The organism is Streptomyces sp. NPDC093510 (assembly GCF_040683555.1).
Lineage (GTDB): Bacteria > Actinomycetota > Actinomycetes > Streptomycetales > Streptomycetaceae > Streptomyces.
This window is the reverse complement of sequence record NZ_JBFBEE010000009.1, coordinates 89,616-111,199: the sequence shown is the minus strand read 5'-3', so window position 1 is coordinate 111,199 and position 21,584 is coordinate 89,616. Positions and strand designations below refer to the sequence as shown.

Annotated in this window: 21 protein-coding genes; 8 read left to right on the top strand and 13 right to left on the bottom strand. The window is 72.3% G+C overall.

What is annotated here, in order from left to right; all coding sequences use genetic code 11:
* Positions 1-75: 75 nt before the first annotated feature.
* On the bottom strand, positions 76-921 hold the full coding sequence (locus AB0N81_RS16290; protein ID WP_365358617.1) for a hypothetical protein: 846 nt from the start codon (positions 919-921) through the stop codon (positions 76-78).
* Positions 922-1,280: 359 nt separating this feature from the next.
* On the opposite strand from AB0N81_RS16290, the gene AB0N81_RS16285 reads away from it, so the two are divergent.
* The 5 genes from AB0N81_RS16285 to AB0N81_RS16265 are packed head-to-tail and all read left to right on the top strand — an operon-like array spanning position 1,281 to position 7,123.
* Positions 1,281-4,235, top strand: a complete 2,955-nt coding sequence (locus tag AB0N81_RS16285) for a nitrate- and nitrite sensing domain-containing protein (RefSeq protein ID WP_365358615.1) — start codon at positions 1,281-1,283, stop codon at positions 4,233-4,235.
* 8 nt (positions 4,236-4,243) lie between these two features.
* A complete protein-coding gene (locus AB0N81_RS16280) occupies positions 4,244-4,813 on the top strand; it encodes a roadblock/LC7 domain-containing protein (protein WP_365358613.1) in 570 nt (189 codons plus the stop codon).
* Complete coding sequence (locus tag AB0N81_RS16275; protein WP_365358611.1) at positions 4,810-5,238, top strand: DUF742 domain-containing protein; 429 nt, start codon at positions 4,810-4,812, stop codon at positions 5,236-5,238. The genes AB0N81_RS16280 and AB0N81_RS16275 overlap by 4 nt, the downstream gene beginning before the upstream one ends.
* Positions 5,219-5,842 (top strand): ATP/GTP-binding protein, encoded by a 624-nt coding sequence (locus tag AB0N81_RS16270; protein WP_365358609.1) that lies wholly within the window; start codon positions 5,219-5,221, stop codon positions 5,840-5,842. Before AB0N81_RS16275 ends, AB0N81_RS16270 begins: the two co-directional genes overlap by 20 nt.
* Positions 5,843-5,884: 42 nt before the next feature.
* On the top strand, positions 5,885-7,123 hold the full coding sequence (locus AB0N81_RS16265) for a styrene monooxygenase/indole monooxygenase family protein (RefSeq protein WP_365358607.1): 1,239 nt from the start codon (positions 5,885-5,887) through the stop codon (positions 7,121-7,123).
* Here AB0N81_RS16265 and AB0N81_RS16260 read toward each other — a convergent pair.
* From AB0N81_RS16260 to AB0N81_RS16245, 4 genes are all read right to left on the bottom strand, one after another.
* Complete coding sequence (locus AB0N81_RS16260) at positions 7,093-8,244, bottom strand: C40 family peptidase (protein WP_365358605.1); 1,152 nt, start codon at positions 8,242-8,244, stop codon at positions 7,093-7,095. The two genes, AB0N81_RS16265 and AB0N81_RS16260, sit on opposite strands and share 31 nt — an antisense overlap.
* Positions 8,245-8,527: 283 nt before the next feature.
* Positions 8,528-8,800, bottom strand: coding sequence for a hypothetical protein (locus AB0N81_RS16255; protein WP_365358603.1), 273 nt, complete (start codon positions 8,798-8,800; stop codon positions 8,528-8,530).
* A gap of 34 nt (positions 8,801-8,834) precedes the next feature.
* Positions 8,835-9,560, bottom strand: coding sequence for a TetR/AcrR family transcriptional regulator (locus AB0N81_RS16250; RefSeq protein ID WP_365358601.1), 726 nt, complete (start codon positions 9,558-9,560; stop codon positions 8,835-8,837).
* 164 nt (positions 9,561-9,724) lie between these two features.
* Entirely contained in the window at positions 9,725-10,663 is a 939-nt protein-coding gene (locus AB0N81_RS16245) for a diiron oxygenase (protein WP_365358599.1), read from the bottom strand.
* A gap of 126 nt (positions 10,664-10,789) precedes the next feature.
* On the opposite strand from AB0N81_RS16245, the gene AB0N81_RS16240 reads away from it, so the two are divergent.
* Positions 10,790-11,896, top strand: a complete 1,107-nt coding sequence (locus tag AB0N81_RS16240; RefSeq protein WP_365358597.1) for a ferritin-like domain-containing protein — start codon at positions 10,790-10,792, stop codon at positions 11,894-11,896.
* Positions 11,897-11,919: 23 nt separating this feature from the next.
* Here AB0N81_RS16240 and AB0N81_RS16235 read toward each other — a convergent pair whose 3' ends face one another.
* From AB0N81_RS16235 to AB0N81_RS16210, 6 genes are all read right to left on the bottom strand, one after another.
* Positions 11,920-13,380: a penicillin-binding transpeptidase domain-containing protein gene (locus tag AB0N81_RS16235; RefSeq protein ID WP_365358595.1), complete on the bottom strand. Its 1,461-nt coding sequence runs from the start codon at positions 13,378-13,380 to the stop codon at positions 11,920-11,922.
* On the bottom strand, positions 13,377-14,750 hold the full coding sequence (locus tag AB0N81_RS16230; protein WP_365358593.1) for an FtsW/RodA/SpoVE family cell cycle protein: 1,374 nt from the start codon (positions 14,748-14,750) through the stop codon (positions 13,377-13,379). The genes AB0N81_RS16235 and AB0N81_RS16230 overlap by 4 nt, the downstream gene beginning before the upstream one ends.
* Before the next feature lie 62 nt (positions 14,751-14,812).
* Complete coding sequence (locus tag AB0N81_RS16225; RefSeq protein ID WP_365358591.1) at positions 14,813-15,172, bottom strand: SH3 domain-containing protein; 360 nt, start codon at positions 15,170-15,172, stop codon at positions 14,813-14,815.
* A 93-nt stretch (positions 15,173-15,265) separates the two neighbouring features.
* Positions 15,266-16,612, bottom strand: a complete 1,347-nt coding sequence (locus tag AB0N81_RS16220; protein ID WP_365358589.1) for a HAMP domain-containing sensor histidine kinase — start codon at positions 16,610-16,612, stop codon at positions 15,266-15,268.
* Positions 16,609-17,355: a hypothetical protein gene (locus AB0N81_RS16215; RefSeq protein ID WP_365358587.1), complete on the bottom strand. Its 747-nt coding sequence runs from the start codon at positions 17,353-17,355 to the stop codon at positions 16,609-16,611. Before AB0N81_RS16215 ends, AB0N81_RS16220 begins: the two co-directional genes overlap by 4 nt.
* 71 nt (positions 17,356-17,426) lie before the next feature.
* Positions 17,427-17,705 (bottom strand): sortase, encoded by a 279-nt coding sequence (locus AB0N81_RS16210; RefSeq protein WP_365358585.1) that lies wholly within the window; start codon positions 17,703-17,705, stop codon positions 17,427-17,429.
* 349 nt (positions 17,706-18,054) lie between these two features.
* Here AB0N81_RS16210 and AB0N81_RS16205 point away from each other — a divergent pair, with 349 nt between their 5' ends.
* Positions 18,055-18,864: a nuclease-related domain-containing protein gene (locus AB0N81_RS16205; protein ID WP_365358583.1), complete on the top strand. Its 810-nt coding sequence runs from the start codon at positions 18,055-18,057 to the stop codon at positions 18,862-18,864.
* Between the two features lie 32 nt (positions 18,865-18,896).
* On the opposite strand, the gene AB0N81_RS16200 is transcribed toward AB0N81_RS16205, so the two are convergent.
* Positions 18,897-19,325 carry a nuclear transport factor 2 family protein gene (locus tag AB0N81_RS16200; RefSeq protein ID WP_365358581.1) on the bottom strand — a complete coding sequence of 143 codons (429 nt, stop codon included), beginning with the start codon at positions 19,323-19,325 and terminating at the stop codon, positions 18,897-18,899.
* 117 nt (positions 19,326-19,442) lie between these two features.
* A complete protein-coding gene (gene ligD / locus AB0N81_RS16195) occupies positions 19,443-20,339 on the bottom strand; it encodes a non-homologous end-joining DNA ligase (protein WP_365358579.1) in 897 nt (298 codons plus the stop codon).
* Positions 20,340-20,408: 69 nt separating this feature from the next.
* Here ligD and AB0N81_RS16190 point away from each other — a divergent pair, with 69 nt between their 5' ends.
* On the top strand, positions 20,409-21,566 hold the full coding sequence (locus tag AB0N81_RS16190; RefSeq protein WP_365358577.1) for a Ku protein: 1,158 nt from the start codon (positions 20,409-20,411) through the stop codon (positions 21,564-21,566).
* The last annotated feature ends 18 nt before the right edge of the window (positions 21,567-21,584 follow it).

Here is a 21,584-nt window from a genome sequence, read left to right as displayed (position 1 = left end):
CGCCTCCCGGTACGCGACGACCTTGCCGCCCTCGCCCATGCCGACCGGCGTCGGCGCACCCTCGTCGGCGCCCTCTCACCATTCCGCGTACACGACCGCCGCGTCGTCGTGCCGCTTCCCGCGCGGGAAGGCGAGTCCGTCCGGGTCCGCGCGCTCCAACTCCCGCACCCGGTCGACCAGGTGCTGCGGCCCCTGCTTGCGCAGCAGTGCGAAGCAGTCGCCCCAGTCGCCCTCGCGGAACGTCTCGACCCAGCGCCCGGCCCCGTCGGTGAGCGCCGCCACCGCCGTGACATCCGCCCGCGGCGTCTCGCCGGTGACGGCGCGCAGGGCGGCCGAGGGGTCGGCGGCGGCCGTGAAGAAGCCGTCCTCGGCGTTGCGCAGCGCCTCGACCGCGGCTCCGTAGGCGCGGCCCGCCTCGTCGCGCTCGGCCGAGCCGCGCGGCAGGGCGCGCACCCGGTCGCGCAGGGCCCGCACGGCGGGCGGCAGTTCGGCGAGGCGGCGGTCGAGGACCGCGGTCACGTCGCCGCCGTGGCCCGCCAGGAGGAGCGCCGAATCGGACAGGACGAGATGTTCGACGCGTTCCGCGTCCCACCGCACCATCACGACCGTTGCCTGAGGCGTACGCGGGTGAGAAAGGTCACAGGTTGAACCATGGGAGTCGGCGGTACGCGCGATGGCCGCCGCGAGGATCTCAGCGAGCGTCATATCCCTGAGTGAAACGGACAGTTCGCCCAGCGCGCCGCCGAGCCGCGCGGTGAACCAGGGGACGGAATGCGGACAGCCCACCGACCCCTCGGGCGGCGTCACGCCGTCCAGGAGGACGAGCGATCCGCCCTGTCCGGACGCGGGAAGCGCGACCGCCGCGTAGTCCTCGTTGGGGCGTGCGGGGTCGCCTGGTTCGGTGGCGAGTTCGATACGCATCCGGCCAGTCTGCACGAGCCCTTCACAAGGTCCGCCAGAAGCCGCTCAAGGGTGGCGGACCAGCCCGTACGGGACGTCGGCGCGCCGGAATTCGACCGGAATGATCACCTCCGACACGGGTGTGGCGGCGCATCCTGCCAAAGCCTGTGGGAGACGTCCAACCGGCGCCCCGTAAGGGCCTCCTGGCGGCCGTTGCGGGACTTGCCCGCCAACTCCCCGCCGATGTTCACTCCTTCGGGTGGCCGGCCAGGCGATGCGCGACCGCCACTCACCGGCACTGGAAGGGTCAGGAGCCGTACCGGGGGGAGCGCTCGTGTTGACAGGTCGTCACCCGGGCCCAAGGGCAGACGAAAACAAGAATGCGAGCACCGGTGCAGAAGATGCGGCCTCGGCGCAAAGGCAAGCAGACGGCCCCGGAAGGGGCCACGCCGGGCGCGAACACTCCGACCGAGCGCGCGCCGGAGGGCACGGACGCGGCTCCCGCGGGCGCGGCTCCCGCTCCGGGCGCGGCATCCGCCCCGGGCGCCAAGGCTGCCGCGGCCGCCGCTGACGCCACCCCGGGCGCCGCTCCCGGCGCCCCCGCCGGACCCTCCGCGGCGCAGCCCGTCCCGCAGTCCTCCGCCGCGGCATCCCTCGCGCCCGCGGTCAACAAGGCGCCCACCGCCCGCGTACGCAATCGGCTGATCGTCGCCGTCGCCGTCGTGGCCGCCGCCATCGCGGGAGCGGGCGCACCCGGCGTCATCGCGGCGTCCGACCGGCTGAACGACACACAGAGCCTGGTGACCCTCGCCGAGCAGACCCAGCAGGCGGTCTCCCTCGGCCACTCGCTCGCCGACGAGCGGGACGAGGTCACGGCGTTCATCGCCTCCGGACGCCCGCAGGGCAAGGGGCTCTCCGAGAGCCGCAGCGCCCGCGTGGACCGGCAGGTCGACGAGCTCCGCGGCGCCGACACTCCTGCCGCGCTGCGCGCCGACCTCGCCGACATCGCCGCCGTGCGCAGAGCGGCGCTCACCGGCAAGAGCACCGCTCTCCAAGCGCACGAGGCGTACACGAAGGTGATCGCCGAACTCCACGGCCTCACCCGCGACCTGGCCGAGCAGCTGCCCCCCGAGGCCAACAAGGGCGCCCTCGCCCTCGCCGACCTCGACCACGCCGTCGAGCAGGCCGCCGCCGCCCGCGGCCTCCTCCTCGCCGCCCTCTCCCTGCCGCGCCCCACCGGCACCCCCGCCGTCGACCCCGTCACCGGCCTGCCCACCACCGGCACCGAGGAGGCCCCGGCCGACGCGAAGCGCCGCGACGAGCTCAGCGGCGCCGCCCAGCAGGCCCGCGTCCGCGAGCTGGCCGCGCTCGCCGACTTCCGCGACGCGGCGGACGACCCGGCCCGCGCCACGTACGAGTCGACCGTCACGGGCGCCGAGGTCGGCGCCGCGGAGAAGTACCTGGAGCGCCTCACCGACCGGCCCACTCTCTCCGCGGACGAGCGGCGCTACGACAGCAAGAAGGTCGACGCCGCGCTCTCCGCCCGTATCGAGACGATGCGCGGCGCCGAGTCCGCGCTCGGCGTCGAGCGCACCAAGCACCTCGCCCAGCTGCGCGACGACGACGTCACGGCGCTTGAGATCCGCATCGCGCTCGTCGGCGTCTGCCTGCTCGTCGCGGTCGGCTTCGCCATGGGCGCGGCCCGCTCGCTGACCCGCCCGCTCGCCGTCCTGCGCCTCGGTTCGGCCCGGCTCGCCACCGAGCCCGCGCCCCAGGAGCCGATCCGCTTCACCGGCCGCGACGACGAGTTCGCCCAGGTCGTACGCTCCGTCAACGCGCTGCACGGCCACGCGGCCGCCCTCACCGAGCGGCTCGCCACCCTCGAATCGGACCGCAAGCACCTCATCGGGCAGCGGCAGTCCATGGCCGACGAGCGCGCGGCGCTCCGCGAGGAGCTCGCCGAGGCCTCCGCGCACCTGGAGCAGGTGCGCCAGTCCATCCACGGCACCTTCGTCAACCTGGCCCTGCGCACCCTCGGCCTGGTCGAGCGCCAGCTCGCCGTCATCGAGAACCTGGAGGACCGCGAGCAGGACCCCGACCGGCTCGCCACCCTCTTCAAGCTCGACCACCTGGCCACGGTCATGCGCCGGCACAGCGAGAACCTCCTCGTCCTCGCCGGTGCCGAGCACGGCCACCAGCACCCCGGCGCGGTCCCGCTCGTCGACGTCGTGCGCGCGGCGGTCTCCGAGATCGAGCGGTACGAGCGGGTCCGCATCGCCACGCTGCCGCCGCACGCCCATGTGGCGGGCTTCGCCGCCGACGACATCAGCCACCTCACCGCCGAGCTCCTGGAGAACGCGACCTCGTTCTCGCCCCCGGACGCCTCCGTCGAGGTCTCCGGCTGGCTCCTGGAGAACGGCGAGGTCATGCTCTCCGTCCAGGACGAGGGCATCGGCGTGCCCCAGGACCGGATGCGGGAGCTCAACGCCCGCCTCGCGGACTTCGACCCCGACGCCGTGCACGACCAGGAGAGCGGGGACGGCCTCGGACTCGGCCTCTACGTCGTGGCGCGGCTCGCGGCCCGGCACGGGGCGCGGGTACGGCTGCGGGACCAGAAGCAGGGCGGCGTCGCGGCGGTCGTGGTGCTGCCCGAGGGCATCCTCGCGGACGCGCCCTCGCCGGCCGCCGTGGTCGCGCCGCCGCGGGCCGGTGAGCCCCTGACCCATCTGCCGGGGTCCGAGGCCGAGGCCAACTCCAACGTGCTGCCGGGGCGGCTGACCGGCGCGCCCGGCGAGGACCCGCTGATCGCGGCGGCCGAGCGGACGCTGGAGACGGCGCTGCCGTCGGCGGAGACCACGATGGAACTCGTGCCGCCGCCGGCACCCGACCCGGAGGCGGCCGCGGAACCGGCCCCGCAGTCGGAGACCGAGCCGGAGACCGAGGCCGCCGAGCCGGAGACCAAGGCTGCCGAGCGGGAGCGGGAGCCGGCCCCGGAGCCGGAAGCGGAGCGTCAGCCGGACCCCGCATCCGCCCTCGAGCCCGCCACGGACCCCGCGCCCCCCAAGTGGGAGCGCGTCACCGACAAGGGGCTGCCCAAGCGGACCCCGAAGATCACCGCGCCCGCCGCCGCGCCGAAGCCGCGTACCGGCTCCGTGGACGCGGAGGCACTCCGCCGCCGCCTCGGCGGCTTCCACCAGGGCGCGATCAGCGGCCGACGGGACGTGGAGGCCGAGATCGCCGGGGGAGAGCCGGTCGGCGAAGAGAACGAACGAGCCGCAGACGTACATCGAGACGCAGACGTAATGGGGGACTCAGTCGAGGAGGCAAGCAGTTGACTGCGCCCATGCGCACGCCCCGTTCTTCCGTCGAACCCGCTGGACCCGCCGGACCCGCCGGACCCGCCGGACCCGCCGGACCCGGCGGGCCCGCGGCGCCCGCCGCGCCCCCCGGGCAGGGTCTGAGCAGGGAAGCCCGCAACCTGCACTGGCTCCTGACGAACCTGGTGGAGGAGGTGCCGGGGCTCCTCTCCGTCGCGGTCGTCTCCTCCGACGGGCTCCTCCTGCTCTCGTCCGACCCCGGGCGGAACGCCGAGCACCCCGCGGCCAGGCCCACGGGCCCCAAGGGCTCCAGCGCCGACCTCGCGACCATCGTGTCCGGACTCGGCTCCCTCACCATCGGCGCCGCCAAGCTGATGGACGGCGGAGCGGTCAAGCAGACCGTGGTGGCGATGGAGGAGGGCAGCCTCTTCGTCACGGTGATCAGTGACGGTTCGCTGCTCGGCGTGCACGCCACCCCGGACTGCGACATGAGCGTCGTCGCGTACCACATGGCGCTCTTCGTCGGCCGCGCCGGGCACGTCCTCACCCCCGAACTCCGCAGCGAACTGCGCCAGTCGATGGAGAGTGCCCGATGAGCAGCAGCAGGAGCAGCAGCCGGAAGACGCCCAAGCTGCCCCAGCGCGGCGGCGACCGAAAACCCGCCCGCGTACGCCCTTACTCGCTGACCGGCGGGCGGACCAGGTTCGGTCACGTGCTGCTCGTCGAGACGTTCGTGGCCAGCAACGCCGCGATCGAAGCGCCCGACGAGCGTCTCGAACTGCCCAAGGGCACGCTGTCGAAGGTCATGCCGGAGATGCGGGCGATCGTCGAGATATGCCGTCGTATGCGTACGGTCGCGGAGATCGCCGCCCTCCTCAAGATGCCGCTCGGTGTGGTCCGCGTACTCCTCAGCGACCTGGCCGATCAGGGAAAGATCCGCGTGTACGGAACGGGCCACGGCCCGGGACAGCCCGACCGCGCACTGCTGGAAAGGGTGCTGAGTGGACTCCGCCGTCTCTGAACTCCTCGAGAACGAGAACGAGGGTCAGTTGCAGGCCTGGCAGACGGACAGGTCACGCGCCCCGATCGCCACGAAGATAGTGGTGGCGGGCGGTTTCGGCGTCGGCAAGACGACGCTGGTGACCGCCGTCTCCGAGATCACGCCCCTCCAGACGGAGGCGCTGATGACGCAGGCGAGCGCCGATACCGACGACCTGAGCGCGACCCCGGAGAAGACGACCACGACGGTCGCCATGGACTTCGGCCGCATCACGCTCGACGACGACCTGGTGCTCTACCTCTTCGGCACGCCCGGCCAGCAGCGGTTCTGGTTCATGTGGGACGACCTGGTGCGCGGCGCGATCGGCGCCGTCGTGCTCGCCGACACCCGCCGCCTGTCCGACTGCTTCCCGGCGCTCGACTACTTCGAGAGCTGTGGCCTGCCGTACATCGTGGCCGTCAACCACTTCGACGGCAGCGAGAGGTTCGAGGAGGCGGATGTGCGCGAGGCGCTGACGGTGCCGCCGCACATACCGGTGCTGATCATGGACGCGCGACAGCGCATCTCGGTGATCGAGTCGCTCCTCGCACTGGTCGGCCACGCGCTCGACGCAACCCCCGAGTAAGAGCTCCTGAGTAAGAGCCCCTGAGTAAGAGAAGGACCCCTCATGCGGAAGATACTTGTCGTCGGAGCCGGGCAGTCCGGGCTCCAGATCGCTCTCGGGCTCCAGGGACAGGGGTACGAGGTCACCCTGATGTCCAACCGCACGGCGGACGAGATCCGCTCCGGGCGGGTCATGTCCACGCAGTGCATGTTCCACACCGCGCTCCAGCACGAGCGCGACATCCAGGCGAACTTCTGGGAGTCGCAGGCCCCGAAGATCGAGGGTGCCGGCGTCTCCGTCGCGGGCCCCGACGGCTCCCGCGTCATCGACTGGGTCGGCAAGCTCGACGGGTACGCGCAATCCGTCGACCAGCGCGTGAAGATGGCGGGCTGGATGGAGACGTTCGCGCAGCGCGGCGGCCAGCTGGTCATCCACGGCGCGGCGGTCTCCGACCTCGACTACTTCTCGCGCACCTACGACCTGGTGCTCGTCTCCGCGGGCAAGGGCGAGCTCGTCTCGATGTTCGAGCGCGACGCGGCCCGCTCCCCGTTCACCGAGCCGCAGCGCGCGCTCTCGGTGGCGTACGTGCACGGCCTCGGCCCGCGCCCCGAGCACCCCGAATTCGACGCGGTGCGCTGCAACCTGGTGCCCGGCGTCGGCGAGCTCTTCGTCATGCCGACGCTCACCACCTCGGGCCGCGCGGACATCCTCTTCTGGGAGGGCATCCCTGGCGGCCCCCTCGACGTCTTCCAGGGCGTCAAGGACCCGAGCGAGCACTTGGCGCTCACCCTCGAACTCATGGAGAAGTTCCTGCCCTGGGAGTACGCGCGCGCCACGAAGGTCGAGCTGACCGACGCGGGCGGCACGCTGGCCGGGCGTTACGCCCCCACCGTGCGCAAGCCGATCGGCCGGCTGCCCGGCGGTGGCCTGGTCCTCGGCGTCGCCGACGTGGTCGTCGCCAACGACCCGATCACCGGCCAGGGCTCCAACTCGGCGTCCAAGTGCGCCGCCTCGTACATCTCCTCCATCGTCGAGCACGGCGACAAGCCCTTCGACGAGGAGTGGATGCAGTCCGCGTTCGACCGCTACTGGGAGACGGCGCAGTACGTCACCAAGTGGACCAACGCCATGCTGGGCGCCCCGCCGGAGCACGTCCTGAACATCCTCGGCGCGGCCGGTCAGCTCCAGCCGGTCGCCGACCGGTTCGCCAACGGCTTCAACGACCCGGCCGACTTCGAGAACTTCTTCTTCGACCCGGACAAGGCCGCCGCCTACCTGGAGTCGGTCGCGCCCGCCACCTGAGCCCGGTCGTACCCGAGGTCGCTGCCCGAGGTGGCGCCCTCGGGCAGCTTCGGCGGTGTGTACCCGGACACGGCCCGGCCCCCGGGGTCGGGCCGCACCGCCCCGAGCACCGGGTTCGCCGCGATCGGGGAGACCTTGACGCGGGAGCCGGGGCGCGGCGCATGCACGACCCGGCCGTCGCCCAGGTACATCGCCACATGGGTGGCCTCGGGGAAGTAGACGACCAGGTCGCCGGGGCGCAGCCGCGACAGGGGGATGCGGCGCAGCTCGGCCCACTGCTCCTGGCTGGTGCGCGGGATCTCGCGGCCCGCGTGCGCCCAGGCCCGCTGGGTCAGCCCCGAGCAGTCGAACGCCTTCGGGCCCTCGGCGCCCCACTTGTAGGGCCGCCCGATCTGCCGGACCGCGTAGTCGAGGGCCTTGTCGCCCTGCCGCGAGGGCGGCCGGGTGGCCGGACTGCCGCCGAGCGCGCCGGACGCCAGGAACTTCTCCTGCGCCTCGGCCGTGCCCGCCTCCTCCGCCTGGCGCAGCGCGGCCAGCTGGTCGACGCTCAGCGAGGAGAGCAGCTCCTCGACCTCCCTCAGCTGTCCGTCGGCCTTGTCCCGCTGCTTCTTCTGCCGTGCGGCGAGAGCGGTCTGCGCGGCCAGGGCCGTTCTCGCCGCCCTCGCGAGGCCGTCCGCCTTCTTCTCGCCGCCGGCCAGCCGCTCCACCGTCGCGGCGCGGCCCGCGGCCACCCGTCCGAGCACGTGCCCCTGGTCGAGGGCGCGCTGCGGGTCGCGGGCGAGCAGCAGGCGTACGTAGGGGGAGAGCTCGGTGGTGCCCTGGTACTGCTGCCGGGCGAACCGTCCGGCGTCGCCCCGGCCGTCGCGCACGGCGCCGCGTGCCTTCGCCAGCGCGTCGTCCAGGGCCTTGACCCTGGCTCTCTGCTTCTTCAGCTTCTCCTCGGTCGCGTTGTACGTCTCCGAGGCTTCCTCGGCGGATCTGTACAGCTGCTGAAGATCCGTCAGGAGCTGGGTGACGGGGCGCTCTTCCGGGGCCGGGGCCGCGTGGGCCGGGGGGCCCGTCGTGACCAGGGTGCCGACGACGGCACCCGTGCAGATCCACCTCAGCAGCCGTCCTGACACGTCATCACCTCCGGTGCGCGGAGGGCTCTCCTGCGCGCAGGGTGAGCTTCCGGCCCTGGCGAAGGGGCCGCCTCCCGGCGGGGGGCGGTCGGAGCAACTTGGGTCACCCTTGCAGGGGGCGTCGGCGTGGTGGGTTGCGTCCCATCGTTCATGACTGCGGGTGGGTGGGGGCTGGTCGCGCAGTTCCCCGCGCCCCTGAAACGCCCCTCCGGGGCGCCCAAGGGGCGCGGGACCGTGACATCCGCGGCTCCGCCGCGTGGGCGCGACCCGCGGAGACATGCGGTCAGCGAGGCTCCGGCTTCGACCACGGCCACTTCAAGCCGCCGCCCTTGTCGCCCTCCGCGTCGAACTCGTAGCGCCACTTCGCGCTCAGGGAGACGCGGGTGCTCGTGTCGGCCGGGGTTCGGCGGTAGACGAGGACGGTGGGCGGGCCGCCCGCGTCGTCCGGGACGGGCACGCGGTAGGTCTTCGGCGGGTGCCCGGTCGGCCCGACCAGGACCGGGAGCACCCGGCCGTCCAGGGGGCCGCCCACGAACGGGGTGTCTTCGCTCTTCACGGTCCCAGTGTCACACCCCGCCGTCCGAAGGGGGTCAGAGCAGGTGCGCCGCGTCGGCCACCACGGGCAGCACGCCTCGCGCGAGGTCGCCGACGGGGCCTTCCGGCGTCTCCAGGGTCAGCGCCCAGCGGACGACGTCCGCGGTCTGCGGGTCACGGCCCGCGGTCGTCACGAGCACCGCCATGAACTGCTCCACGAGCATGTCCCGCAGCTCGTCGAGCGGCGGCTGCTTGTCCTCGTCGAGCCAGATCAGCGAGGCCGCCTCGACCGCGGTGATCCACATCCGCACGGTCATCCGCAGCCGCGGGCCCGGCCGCGCCACGCCCAGGTGGCTGAGGATGTGCTCGGCGGCGGCCCGGCGCACGCCGTCCACGATCGCGGTCGTCCGGGAGGTCTCCACCACGCTGCCGCCCTGGAGCAGCGCGCTGAACCCCGTGTCGTGCTGGTCGACGAAGGCCAGGTACCGGTCGAGGGCCCGCGAGAGCCGCCGGGTGAGCGGGCCGTCCGGCGGCTCGGCGAAGCACTGCTCCAGGTCGTCGGCGGCGGACCTCAGCGCGGCCTCGTACAGCTGCTGCTTCCCGCCGGGGAAGTAGCGGTACACGAGGGGCCGCGAGACCCCGGCCGCCTCGGCGACGTCGTCGAGGTTGACCTCCTCGGGCGCGCGGTGCGCGAAGAGGGTGAGCGCGGAGTCCAGGAGCTGCCGCCGCCGCGCCTCGACGCTCATGCGGCGGTACGCGGGAGAGGCGGCAGGCGAAGTCATGCCCGCAGCGTAACTCGGGGTGCGTCCCTTCAGGGGTGCGGGACTGTGACATGTGCGTCCCTTCCGCCGCGCGGGCGCGACCAGCCCCTGGGGCGCCCCGCAGGGGGCGTTTCAGGGGCGCGGGAACTGCGCGTCCAGCCACACACGACCCGCAGCGAAAGAACTCAGGCCAGCAACCCCGAACTCCGCCAAAGCCGTCGCCCGACACCCCGCATCACGCCGATGTCGTCCAGGAAGTCCGTCAGCCTCTTCGCTCCCGCCTGCATGACCTCGCGACGGTGCCCGCTCGCCTTCACCTGGGCCACCGCCTCCCGGCGGTCCAGGCCGACGTTCGTGTACACCTCGGGGTTGACGAAGGCGATGGAGAAGACGCGCGCCGCCTCGCCGCAGCTGAGGCGGGTGAGCTCGCGCTCCCAGCGGGGCGCGGTCACCATCTGGCGCCGCAACTCCTCGCGCGCGTACCGGACGTGGCGGGCCTCCTCGACGACGTGGATGCGGGTCACGCCGCGCACCAGCGTCTGGACGCGCTCGTCCGGGAACGTGAGGCGCTGCATCCAGTCGAGGATCTCCTCGCCGAGCAGGGTGCAGGCGAAGGAGCCGGGGGTGGTGGAGACCGTCTTCAGGACGCGGGCGAGGTTGTGGTTGAGGCGCGTGACCGGGTACGTGGGGGCGCCGCCCTTCTGGATCATCCGCGCGAACATCATGGAGTGCCGGCACTCGTCGGCGATCTCGGTGAGCGCGTACCGCACATGGGCGCTGGTCACGGACTTGTCGTAGATGTGCCGGACGAGCAGCTGCATCAGGATGATCTCGAACCAGATGCCGAGCGAGGCGAGCGAGGCGGCCTCGTGGCGGGCGAGGTCGAGCCGCTGCTCCTCGGACATCCGCTTCCACATCGGTGTGTCGTAGAGGGAGACGAGCTCCGGCGGCCAGAACCACTTGCCCTCCTCGACCGGGGCGTCCCAGTCGAGCTCCTTGTCGGGGTCGAAGGAGTGCTTGGCGGACGACTCCAGGAGCCGGGCGGCCACCTGCTCCCGGTCCTTGAGCAGTCCGAGCGCGTCCCGCAGGCCTTCGAGCGAAACGTCTTCCGTCACGGTCGTCATGACTGTTCCTGCCTTGTCGCGGGGTTACCGGCGGTCAAGTCTTATGAGACTGCTTGTCAGCAAGGCCGTCAATCCCTTGCGCGCGACTTGTTGACCCCTTGTCCATCAGCGTGTGAGCCTGCCGTCATGGCGACGCACGAGCTTTACACCAGTCCGCCGGATGGGCTCAACTGGCAGGTTCCGTCTGCCGGTTCGGCCCGCTTCAGCTGGGAGTACGACGAAGGGCGCGACCGCCTCCTCGCTCTCTACCAGAAGGGCAAGGACAAGCAGTGGGACGGCGCCAAGCGCATCGACTGGGACCTGGAGGTCGACCCGCTCGACCCGCTCGGCACCCCAGACGAGTCGATGTCGCTCTACGGCACGCCCCACTGGGCGAAGATGACCGAGCGGGACAAGGGCGAGCTGCGCAAGCACTACGCCTCCTGGCAGTTCAGCCAGTTCCTGCACGGCGAGCAGGGCGCGATGGTGTGCGCGGCCCGCATCGTCGAGTCGGCCCCCGACCTGGACGCGAAGTTCTACTCCGCGACGCAGACCATGGACGAGGCGCGGCACGCGGAGATCTACGGCCGCTTCCTGCACGAGAAGGTCGGGATGCTCTACCCGATCAACGACAACCTCCAGTCACTCCTCGGCGACACCCTGCGCGACTCGCGCTGGGACATGCCCTACCTCGGCATGCAGGTGCTCATCGAGGGCCTCGCCCTGGCCGCGTTCGGCATGCTCCGCGACACCACGGACAAGCCGCTGCCCAAGCAGATCCTCGCGTACGTCATGCAGGACGAGGCCCGGCACGTGGCCTTCGGTCGGATGGCGCTGCGCGACTACTACAAGCAGCTCACCGACGCGGAACTGCGCGAGCGCGAGGAATTCGTCATCGAGGGCTGCTACCTGATGCGTGACAGGCTGCGCGGCGTCGAGGTCCTGGAGAACTTCGGCATCCCCAAGGCGCAGGCCGAGGAGTACAGCGAACAGTCCGAATTCCTGGCTCTGTTCCGGCAGTTGCTGTTCTCCCGCATCGTGCCGTGCGTCAAGGACATCGGCCTGTGGGGCAAGCGTCTGCAAGAGGCTTACGTCGACATGGGCGTCTTCGAGATGGGTGACGCCAATCTCGACCAGCTCATGGCCCAGGACGAGGAGATCGCCGAGAAGCTGGACGCCGAGCGCTTCGCGGCCGAGGAGCACGAGCGGGTGGCTGAGGTGCGGGACGCGATCACGTCCGGAGAGGCGGGATAGGGCCCGAGGGTCCCGGAGCGCGGTCAGCCCGCGCGGATCGCCGCCTCCATCACCGCCTTCGCGATGGGCGCCGCGCTGCCGCCCCCGCTGATGTCGCCCCGGTCCGCCGAGGCGTCCTCGACGACCACGGCGACCGCCACCGAGGGCTCCGGATCGTCGGCCGCCTGCGCCCAGGAGATGAACCAGGCGTACGGCGTACCGGAGTTGTCGATGCCGTGCTGTGCGGTGCCCGTCTTGCCGCCGACCGTCACGCCGGGGATCGCGGCGTTCGTGCCCGTGCCCTCCTCGACGACCTGCGTCATCATCTCGCGCAGCTGCGCCGCCGTGCCGGGACTCATCGCCTGCCGCAGCGTCCTGGTGCCCGTCGTGTCGATCACGTCGCCGTCGTCGGTCGTCGTACGGTCCACCAGGTGGGGGGACTTGACCGAGCCGCCGTTCGCCACGGCCGCCGAGACCATCGCCATCTGCAACGGCGTCGCCCGGGTGTCGTACTGGCCGATCGCGGAGAGCGCGAGCTGCGCCTTGTCCATCGACGTGTCGAAGTTGCTCGCCGCGACGGACGAGGGGATCTTCAGCCCGCCGTCGTTGAAGCCGAAGCCGAGCGCCGACTCCGTCATCGGGCCGGAGCCCGTGTCGACGCCGAGCTTCGCGAACACCGTGTTGCAGGACCACTGGAACGCCAGGCGCAGGCTCGCGTTCTTGCAGCCCTCCACCTCGTTGGTCAGCCGCGTGCTGGTGCCGGGCAGCGTGTACGGGTTCGGGGACTTCGTCGGCGCGTCCAGGTCCTTCACCGCGCCCGAGTCGAGCGCCGCCGCGGCCGTCACCACCTTGAACGTCGATCCCGGCGGATAGGTCTGGCGGATCGCCCGGTTCAGCATCGGCTTGGTGGGGCTGCCGTTCAGCTCCGCCCAGCTGTCCGCGACCGACTGCCGGGTCCCGGAGAGCCGTTCGGGATCGTACGAGGGGGCACTGACCAGCGCGAGGATCTTCCCGGTGGACGGTTCGAGCGCGACGACCGCGCCCCGCTTGCCGCCGAGGCCCGCGTACGCGGCCTGCTGCACCGGCGCCTTGACGGTCGTCTCGACCCTGCCGCCGGGGTTCTGCGTCCGCGTGATGTCGTTCCACAGGGGGAGCGGGGCGAGCATCGGGTCGGTGCCGGAGAGGATGTCGTCCTCGGCGTTCTCCAGGAACGCCGTGCCGTACATCTGGGAGGCGAAGCCGGTCACCGGCGCGTACAACGGCCCGTTCCTGTACGTCCGTTCGTGGCGGAGCTGCTCACCGGTGTCCCGGGAGCCGGTCACGGGCCGCCCGTCGACGAGGATGTCGCCGCGCGGCTGGCCGAAGCGGACGATGGTGTTGCGGCGGTTGGCCGGGTTGGCGTCGAGGGCGTCGGATTGGACGACCTGGACGCGCGCGGCGTTGACGAGCAGGGCGACGAGCAGCAGCGCGCAGAAGGCGGCGGCGTGCCGGATGTACCTCGTCACCTGGCCTCCGCGGGGAGGGGCTGGCCGCGCGCCGAGTCGCTGACCCGGATCAGCAGCGCCACGATGATCCAGTTGGTGACGACCGACGAACCGCCCTGCGCGAGGAACGGCATCGCCATGCCGGTGAGCGGGATCAGCCCCATGACGCCGCCCGCGATCACGAACACCTGGAGCGCGACGATCGACGCGAGCCCGATCGCCAGCAGCCGCCCGAACGCGTCACGCAGTGCGAGCCCCGCACGGAATCCGCGCTCCACGAGCAGGGCGTAGAGCAGGAAGATCGCACAGAGCCCCGCGAGGCCCAGCTCCTCGCCGGCCGTCGCCAGGATGAAGTCGGACTTCGCGGCGAACCCGATGAGGATGGAGTGCCCGAGCCCGAGCCCGGTGCCGAGCATCCCGCCGGCCGCGAACGCGAAGAGGGACTGGGCGAGTTGGTTGGGCCCCTGGCCCGCGTCGATGGAGGCGAAGGGGTGCAGCCAGTCCTCCACACGGCTGTGGACGTGCGGCTCCAGCGAGCCGACCGCGAACGCGCCGAGCGCGGCGAGCAGCAGGCCGACCGCGATCCAGCCGATGCGGCCCGTGGCGACGTACAGCAGGATCACGAAGAGCCCGAAGAAGAGCAGCGAGGTGCCGAGATCGCGCTCCAGGACGAGGACGCCGACGCTCAGCAGCCAGATCGCGACGATGGGTCCGAGGACGCGTCCGGTGGGCAGCTGGAGGCGTTCGAACCGCCAGATGGTGCGGCCGGTGTGGGCGAGCGCGTTGCGGTTGGCCGCGAGGTGGCTGGCGAAGAAGACCGCGAGCAGGATCTTCGCGAACTCGCCGGGCTGGATGGAGAAGCCGCCGAATCTGATCCAGATCCGGGCGCCGTTCACGGCGGGGAAGAAGATCGGCACGATCATCAGGATCAGCGCGGTGACGACGGAGAGGTAGGCGTAGCGCTGGAGGACGCGGTGGTCGCGCAGGAAGAGGACGGCGGCGATGAAGAGGCCGACGCCGGCCGTCGACCAGATCAGCTGGGCGGGCGCGGCCTCGTCGGCGGGGGTCTCCAGGTCGAGCCGGTAGATGAGCACCAGGCCCAGGCCGTTGAGGAGCACCGCGATGGGCAGCAGCAGCGGATCGGCGTACGGGGCGCGGAAGCGGACGGCGAGGTGCGCGAGGAGGGCGAGCACGCCGAGCCCGGCGCCGTAACCGGCGGCGCCGGGCGGGACGGTGCCGTTCCTGGCGAGGCCGACGTCGCAGTAGCCGTACACGGAGAGCAGGACGGCGACGACGAGCAGGGCGAGTTCGGTGCCGCGGCGCCGGGCGACGGGGACGGCCCGGACAGCGGGGGCCGCTGGGGGTGCGGGGTCCGCGCTCGTTCCGGCCATGCCCGGAACGTAGCAAGCAATCGTCCTGAAGTCCGCTTATGTCGGCTATGTCGGCCGGGGCGTCAGCACCAGCGTGGAACCTTCCCGATGTTGGCGATGTAGTGCGCGGAACCCCAGGCCCAGGTCCCGTCGGTGAGCAGGTACCAGAGGTTGTTGTTGACGACGCGGTCACCCTTCGTCTTGCAGAAGATGGTGACGACCTTGCCGTGGGGCACGCTGCGGACCACCTTGCTGCCGCGGGTCGGGGCGGTGCGGAGCAGCAGTCCGCTCTTGGCGGTGACGCGGCCCTTGTAGACGGGCGGCTTCTTGTCGGCGCCGCCGGTGTCGTCCAGGGCCGTGGCCGGGCCCGTGACGGTGAGTGCGGCGAGGGCGCCGCCGGCGGCGACCACGCCGAGCCGGGTGACGGTGGTCCGCAGGGACATGGGGACTCCTTGGGGGGTTGGACCGGGGCGGCCGTGGCGAGTGCCCGGGGGCCGCAAATCACACTAAAAGCGGCACTGTGCGCACGCGCAAGCTCACTCCGTGCCGTGCGGCCCGCCCGTTCTGCCCGTCCCGTCCCCGCTGTCGCCGTCGGCGCCCGCCCGCGCCGACTCCTCGAAGGGCAGCCGCAGCGTCGCCACCGCCCCGCCGTCCGACGCGTTGGAGAAGCTCAGCCGGGCGCCGAGCACCGCCGCCTGCCCGAGCGCGATGGTCAGCCCGAGCCCGTGCCCCTTGGTCGTCCCCTCGGTGCGGAACCGCTGCGGCCCGTGCTCCACGAGGTAGTCCGGGTATCCGTCGCCGTGGTCCCGCACGGAGACGACAGGACCGTCCACGGTCACCAGGACCGGCGGCCGTCCGTGCTTGAGCGCGTTCGCGACGAGGTTGCCGAGCACCCGTTCCAGCCGCCGCCGGTCGGTCTCCACGCACACGTCCCGTACGACGACGAGCTCCGTGTCCTCGCCGGAAGAGCGCACCACGCGCTCCGCCAGTGGAGCGAGTCGATGGGCGTCCAGGTCGACCCGCTCGCGCCTCGCGTCGAGCCGGGAGATCTCCAGGAGGTCCTCGGTCAGAATGCGCAGCGCGGCGACCCGGTCCCGCACCAGCTCGGTCGGCCGCCCCGGCGGCAGCAGTTCGGCCGCCGCGTGCAGACCGGTCAGCGGGGTGCGCAGCTCGTGCGCGACGTCCGCGGTGAACCGCTGCTCGCTCAGCAGCTTGCCCTGCAGCGTGGACGCCATCGTGTCCAGCGCCCCGGCGACCGCGGCCACCTCGTCCTGATGGCGGGGGACCCCGGTCGCGTCAGGGCCTGAGTGCGGGTCCCTGACGCGCGCGTCCAGGTCGCCCGCGCTGATCCTCCGCGCCACCTGCGCCGTCTGGTGCAGCCGCCGCGTCACCCGCGTCACGGCGAACGCGCCGACCAGCAGCGTCGCGCCGATCGCGAGCACCGAGGAGCCGAGGATCGCCCGGTCGAGCCCGTCGATGGTGCGGGCGCCCTGCGCGTAGTCGACCTGGACGGCGATGGCCCGGTGCCCGTCGGCGGGCCCCGCGGCCCACATCGTCGGCCGTGACTCGTGGGCGGCGACCATCGTGCCGCGCTCCCCGCCCACCGCGAGGTCGCGCAGGCTCGCGGGCAGGCCCGCGGGGTCGACGCCCGCGCCGGGCCCGAGCCGGTCACCCGCCTCGTACCGCTCGGTGGCCTCGGCGAGGCGCACGAGGGCGCGTTCTCGGGCCTGGCCCACGGTCTGGTTGGTCACCGAGACGTGCACGAGCGCGCCGAGCAGCGCGGCGAGCGCGCAGCACATGACGGTGATGAAGACCGCGGCCTTCCAGGTGAGGGTCGCCGTCCAGGCGGGAAGCCGCGGCCCGCGCGGCTGCCGGTGGCTCATCGCCCGCCGCCCGCGGAGGAGGAGGCGCTCGCCGAGGGCCGCACGGGGGAGGGGCGGGCCGTCTTGGGCCGCGGCGCGTTCGGTGCCCGGACGATCTCGTCGCTCGTCGGCAGCATCGCCTTCTGGTGCGCGTCCCAGGACCAGACCGTGTGGTACTCGTACCCGGCGAGGCTGGAGACGGCGCGGATGATCAGGTCGCGCCCGGCCAGCTCGACGCCGAGGACGGCGTCGCTCATCTCCATGATCTGCGTCAGCTGCCGTTCCTTCTCGGCGTAGACGCGGATGTCGAGGTTGTCGTCGGGCGTCGAGACGCCGACGATCAGATCCTCCTTCCCGTCGCCGGTCAGATCGCGGTAGTACGCCTTGAGGACCGGGCACCGACCCTTCTCGCCGGAGCCGTCCTCGGCACAGTCCTCCAGACGCTCCATGGTCCGCCGGTACGCGGAGTCGGAACGGTCGTACGTCCCCGGGTTCTCGGAGAAGTCCGCGCGGACCACGTCGACCGGGTCCACCTCGCGCAGGTCGCCCTTCGGCACCCGCACGCCCTCGACCTTGACGCTCTCTATGGCGCCGTAGTCCTCGGCGGGCACCGAAGGGGACGGCAGGTCGGGCCAGAGGTGGGTGGGGCCCACGGCGGTCGGCGTCGCACCGGCGCCCCGCAGCCCGCCCGGATCGCCGCAGCCGCCCGCCGCGAGCACGGCGAGGACGGCGAAGGCGACGGCCGCGAGCCGGCTGCGGTTCACTGCACTCCTGCCTGCCGCGGGGCGCGGCCTGTCGGGGCGCCGGCCCCGCTGTCACGGCAGCGGGTCGGCTGTCACGACACCAGGGCGGCGCAGAGGATGATGCTGTCCGAGCGGTGACCGCCCACGAGGGGCCCGCCGCAGGTCAGCAGGCGCAACTCGGGTCGGCCGGTCGCCCCGTACACCTTATTGGTGGGGAAGTCCTTCTTGTCGACCTGCTGGATCTCCCGCACTACGAACGTCGCCGTGCCGCCGTCCGCGCGCGGCACCTCGACAGTGTCGCCGACCCCGGCCTTCGCGACGTCCTTCATCAGCGCGCGGCCGTTCACCGTGTCGTAGTGCGCGACGAGCACGGCCGGGGCTTCCGCGCGGGCTCGGAGCCCCGCGTCGCCGTGGGCGGGGGCGCCGGCGCGTCCGCGAAGGCGCCGGCGGCCGGAACGAGCAGCGCTCCGCCGACGAGGGCGGAGGCGACGGCGGTACGGAGAGGGGCGGGGCGGCGGTGGGTGCTCGACCGGTCCGGGTGTGAAGTCCCTCCAGTCCCGTAACGGCACTGCCCGCACAGCTATGACCCGCTGATACATAGCTGCTGAGTCGCAGTCGGCGCAAAGTCGCCCCGACTTCCGTCGCCCGCCGCCGGGTTCCTGCCGCGTTCTTGCCGCGGGAGCGTGCGGGCTGTTCCCATGGTCCAGGGGGTGATGGCGCATGACCGGACTGCGCGTCGTACCGGACTGGCGGCACGGGCAGGAGCGGTTGTACGTGTGTCTCGCGGACGGCAGGAACGTCGCCTGGTACGACCGCGACGCGTCCCGCGTGAACCTGCTCGGCGAGGACCACGAGGCGGACGTCCTGGAGGTTCTCGCCCCCTTCCTGACCGGCCACGTCACCGTGGGGCCACCGCCCGTGCCCACACCTGCCGAGCTGGCCCGCCTCGCGCTCCACCCGGACGACGACCTCGCCCCGAACCGGCCCGGCGAGGCCCTGCGGATCTCCCTCGACCGCGACCCCGCGCCCGCCCGCAGGCTGCGCGCCGACCCGCGGCACCGCGCGCTCGCCGCCGAGCAGTCGGTCGGCGAGGCCCTGGACGCCCTCGAAGGCGCGGGCTGGCGGGTGCTGCACTCCCTGCCGCTGCCCGGTGGCGCCCGCATCCACCATCTGCTGATCGGCCCCGGGGGCCTGTTCTGTGTGAGCACCCTCGCCGTCCGCAAACAGCGGGTGCGCATCGCCGGCCCGATGGTCACGGTCGGCCGCGCCGAGCCGTTCCCACTGCTGCGCACGGTCCGCTCGGACGCGGGCCGGGCCTCCTTCGCGCTGACGGCCGAGGTCCGCCCCGTCCTGGTCCTCGCCGGGACCGGCGCCGCCGACCTGGACGTGGCGGCGCCGCCACGCGACGTGCGGGTGCTGCGCGAGGCGGACCTGGGGTCGCTGACCCGCCTCGGCGGGGTGTTGAAACCGGCCGATGTGGAGGCCCTGCACGCCCTGGCCAGGGACCGCCACACCTGGCGCCGGGTCTGACCCGCCCCAGGGTGCGGCCGGCGGCCCGGCTGCTACAGGTTGTCCCCCCAGCCGCCCTGGATCATGGTCTGGAAGGCCCAGGAGCCGCCGCGCCTGATCAGGACGTCGGCGTAGCGCAGCCGCTGCGTCTCGCCGTTCGCCGTCATCACCGAGTCGGTGAAGACGACGGCCATCGCGGGGGAGAGGAAGACGGGCGTGCGCGTGGACTCGAAGGTGATGTCCTCGCTGCCGTCCCCCATGACGTGCGTCATGGTCCCCACGAACTGCTCGCGGTCCCACTGCGCCGACCGGCCGTCGCCCGCGGAGTCGTCGCTGACCAGGTTGAGCGGGAAGACGGCCAGGTCGGCCATCCGCTCCACGTCGCGCTTCGCGCTGTGCGCGTCGTACTCGGCGAACCAGGCGTCCAGGCTCGCGCGGTCCTCGGCGGTCGGGACGTATCCGGTCTCGGGAAGAAGGGTCACGCGGTCTCCTCATCAACTTTGACTAGTGACAGAGAAGGTATGCCGCGAGGCGCCACTAGTCAAACTTGAATAGGTGTGATGCTGGTCACATGGCGGGTTGTGATGTGCGTCAGTGCGTCAGCGCGTCGGGGGCAGGGGGCTTGCCCGGTCGGGGTCGGCGAGGGGCTCGAAGAGGTCCCCGTGCCGTCGGAGCCGGCCCGCGATGTCCTCCGCGGCGAAGACCAGCTGCCCCGGCTCGTCGCAGCCCTCGACCTCGTCCCAGGTCACGGGGGTGGAGACGGTCGGCTCCGGGCGGGCCCGCAGGGTGTAGGGCGCGGCGGTCGTCTTCGCGGCGGCGTTCTGGCTGAAGTCGACGAAGACCTTGCCGGGGCGCAGGCTCCGCGTCATGCGGTGCACGACGAGGCCGGGCAGCTCGCGCTCCGCCTCGACGGCCAGCCCCTTGGCGTACGCCGTGACCCGTTCGGAGGGGGTCGGCTCCAGCGGTACGAGCAGGTGCAGTCCCTTGCTCCCGGACGTCTTGGCGTACACGTGGAACCCGTCGGCCGTCAGCCGCTCCCGCAGCCAGAGCGCCGCACGGCAGCATTCGACGACCGAGGCGGGCGGGCCGGGGTCCAGGTCGAGGATCATCCGGTCGGCCCGCGCCGGGGCGTCGGCCCGCCACTGCGGCACGTGGAACTCCGTCACCAGATTGGCCGCCCACATCAGCGTGGCCAGGTCCTGGACGAGGATCTGCCGCGCCTTCCCCTCGGAGCGGGAGCGCGGCACCTCGGCGGTGCGCACCCAGTCCGGGGTGCCCGGCGGCACGTTCTTGGAGAAGAAGCGCTCGCCGTCGGGCCCGTCCGGGTAGCGCAGGAAGGAGACGGGCCGGTCGCGGAGGTGGGGGAGGAGGGCCTCGGCGGTGCTCGCGTAGTAGTGCAGGACCTCGCCCTTGGTGAAGCCGCTCGCGGGATACAGGACCTTGTCGAGATTGCTGAGCGCGAGCCGTCGCCCCTCCACCTCTGTGATCGGCGTCATAGGATGAGAGTCCCATAAAACGCCTGTATCGCCACAAAGAGTGCCATTTCCTACTGTGAGGTGTCGGACGTGCGATCCATATGGAACGGCGCGATCTCCTTCGGCCTGGTCAGCATCCCGATCAAGCTCGTGAACGCCACCGAGAACCACTCCATCTCCTTCCGGCAGATCCACACCGAGGACGGCGGCCGCATCCGCTACCGCAAGGTCTGCGAGCTGGAGGAGCGTGAGGTGCCGACGGCGGAGATCGGCAAGGGGTACGAGGACGCGGACGGCTCGATCATCCCGATCACCGACCAGGACCTGGCCGCGCTGCCCATCCCGACGGCCCGGACCATCGAGATCGTCGCCTTCGTCCCCGCGGACCGCATCGACCCGCTCCAGATGGGCGCGGCGTACTACCTGTCGGCGAACGGCGTTCCGGCCGCCAAGCCGTACACGCTGCTGCGCGAGGCGCTCAAGCGGAGCCGGAAGGTGGCGATCGCGAAGTACGCGCTCCGGGGCCGGGAGCGGCTCGGCATGCTGCGCGTCGTCGACGACGTGATCGCCATGCACGGGCTGCTGTGGCCGGACGAGATCCGGGCACCCGAAGGGGTCGCCCCCGATGAGCACGTCACCGTCCGGGAGGCCGAACTCGGCCTGGCGGACGCCCTGATGGACACCCTCGGCGAGGTCGACCTCGACACGCTGCACGACGACTACCGCGAGGCGGTCGAGGAGCTCGTCGCCGCGAAGGCGGACGGCGCGGCCCCGGCGAAGCGTGCCCCGGCCGGTGAGGGCGGCGGCAAGGTCATCGACCTGCTCGCCGCTCTGGAGAACAGCGTGCGCGAGGCCCGCACGGCGCGCGGCGAGGCCGCGGAGGGCGATGCGGGCGGCGGGTCGGCGAGCGGGTCGGCCGGGGGTTCGATGGCCGAGGTGACGCGGCTCCCGCGCAAGTCGGCCCGCGCCACCCCCAAACAGGTGGGCGGCAAGAAGTCGACGGCGGCATCGGCGTCTGTATCGGCATCGGCATCGGCCAAGAAGAAGGCCGCGACCGGTGGAAGGGGTGCGGCGAAGTCGACCGCGTCGAAATCGGCGGCCGCCAAGACGGCGACAAAGACAGAGACAAAGACGGCGACAAAGACGGCGACAAAGACGACGGCCCGCAAGACGGCCGCCAAGAAGACGCCGGCGAAGAAGACCGCCACGGCGAAGAAGGCGACGGCGAAGCGCAGAGCCTCCGCCTGACCGGATGCGACCGGACGC

What these genes read in the sequence shown, in the direction of transcription:
- AB0N81_RS16290 (WP_365358617.1), bottom strand. Translation starts at nt 921, where the DNA reads ATGCGTATCGAACTCGCCACCGAACCAGGCGACCCCGCACGCCCCAAC.
- AB0N81_RS16285 (WP_365358615.1), top strand. Translation starts at nt 1,281, where the DNA reads ATGCGAGCACCGGTGCAGAAGATGCGGCCTCGGCGCAAAGGCAAGCAG.
- AB0N81_RS16280 (WP_365358613.1), top strand. Translation starts at nt 4,244, where the DNA reads ATGCGCACGCCCCGTTCTTCCGTCGAACCCGCTGGACCCGCCGGACCC.
- AB0N81_RS16275 (WP_365358611.1), top strand. Translation starts at nt 4,810, where the DNA reads ATGAGCAGCAGCAGGAGCAGCAGCCGGAAGACGCCCAAGCTGCCCCAG.
- AB0N81_RS16265 (WP_365358607.1), top strand. Translation starts at nt 5,885, where the DNA reads ATGCGGAAGATACTTGTCGTCGGAGCCGGGCAGTCCGGGCTCCAGATC.
- AB0N81_RS16250 (WP_365358601.1), bottom strand. Translation starts at nt 9,560, where the DNA reads ATGACTTCGCCTGCCGCCTCTCCCGCGTACCGCCGCATGAGCGTCGAG.
- AB0N81_RS16245 (WP_365358599.1), bottom strand. Translation starts at nt 10,663, where the DNA reads ATGACGACCGTGACGGAAGACGTTTCGCTCGAAGGCCTGCGGGACGCG.
- AB0N81_RS16240 (WP_365358597.1), top strand. Translation starts at nt 10,790, where the DNA reads ATGGCGACGCACGAGCTTTACACCAGTCCGCCGGATGGGCTCAACTGG.
- AB0N81_RS16230 (WP_365358593.1), bottom strand. Translation starts at nt 14,750, where the DNA reads ATGGCCGGAACGAGCGCGGACCCCGCACCCCCAGCGGCCCCCGCTGTC.
- AB0N81_RS16225 (WP_365358591.1), bottom strand. Translation starts at nt 15,172, where the DNA reads ATGTCCCTGCGGACCACCGTCACCCGGCTCGGCGTGGTCGCCGCCGGC.
- AB0N81_RS16220 (WP_365358589.1), bottom strand. Translation starts at nt 16,612, where the DNA reads ATGAGCCACCGGCAGCCGCGCGGGCCGCGGCTTCCCGCCTGGACGGCG.
- AB0N81_RS16205 (WP_365358583.1), top strand. Translation starts at nt 18,055, where the DNA reads ATGACCGGACTGCGCGTCGTACCGGACTGGCGGCACGGGCAGGAGCGG.
- ligD (WP_365358579.1), bottom strand. Translation starts at nt 20,339, where the DNA reads ATGACGCCGATCACAGAGGTGGAGGGGCGACGGCTCGCGCTCAGCAAT.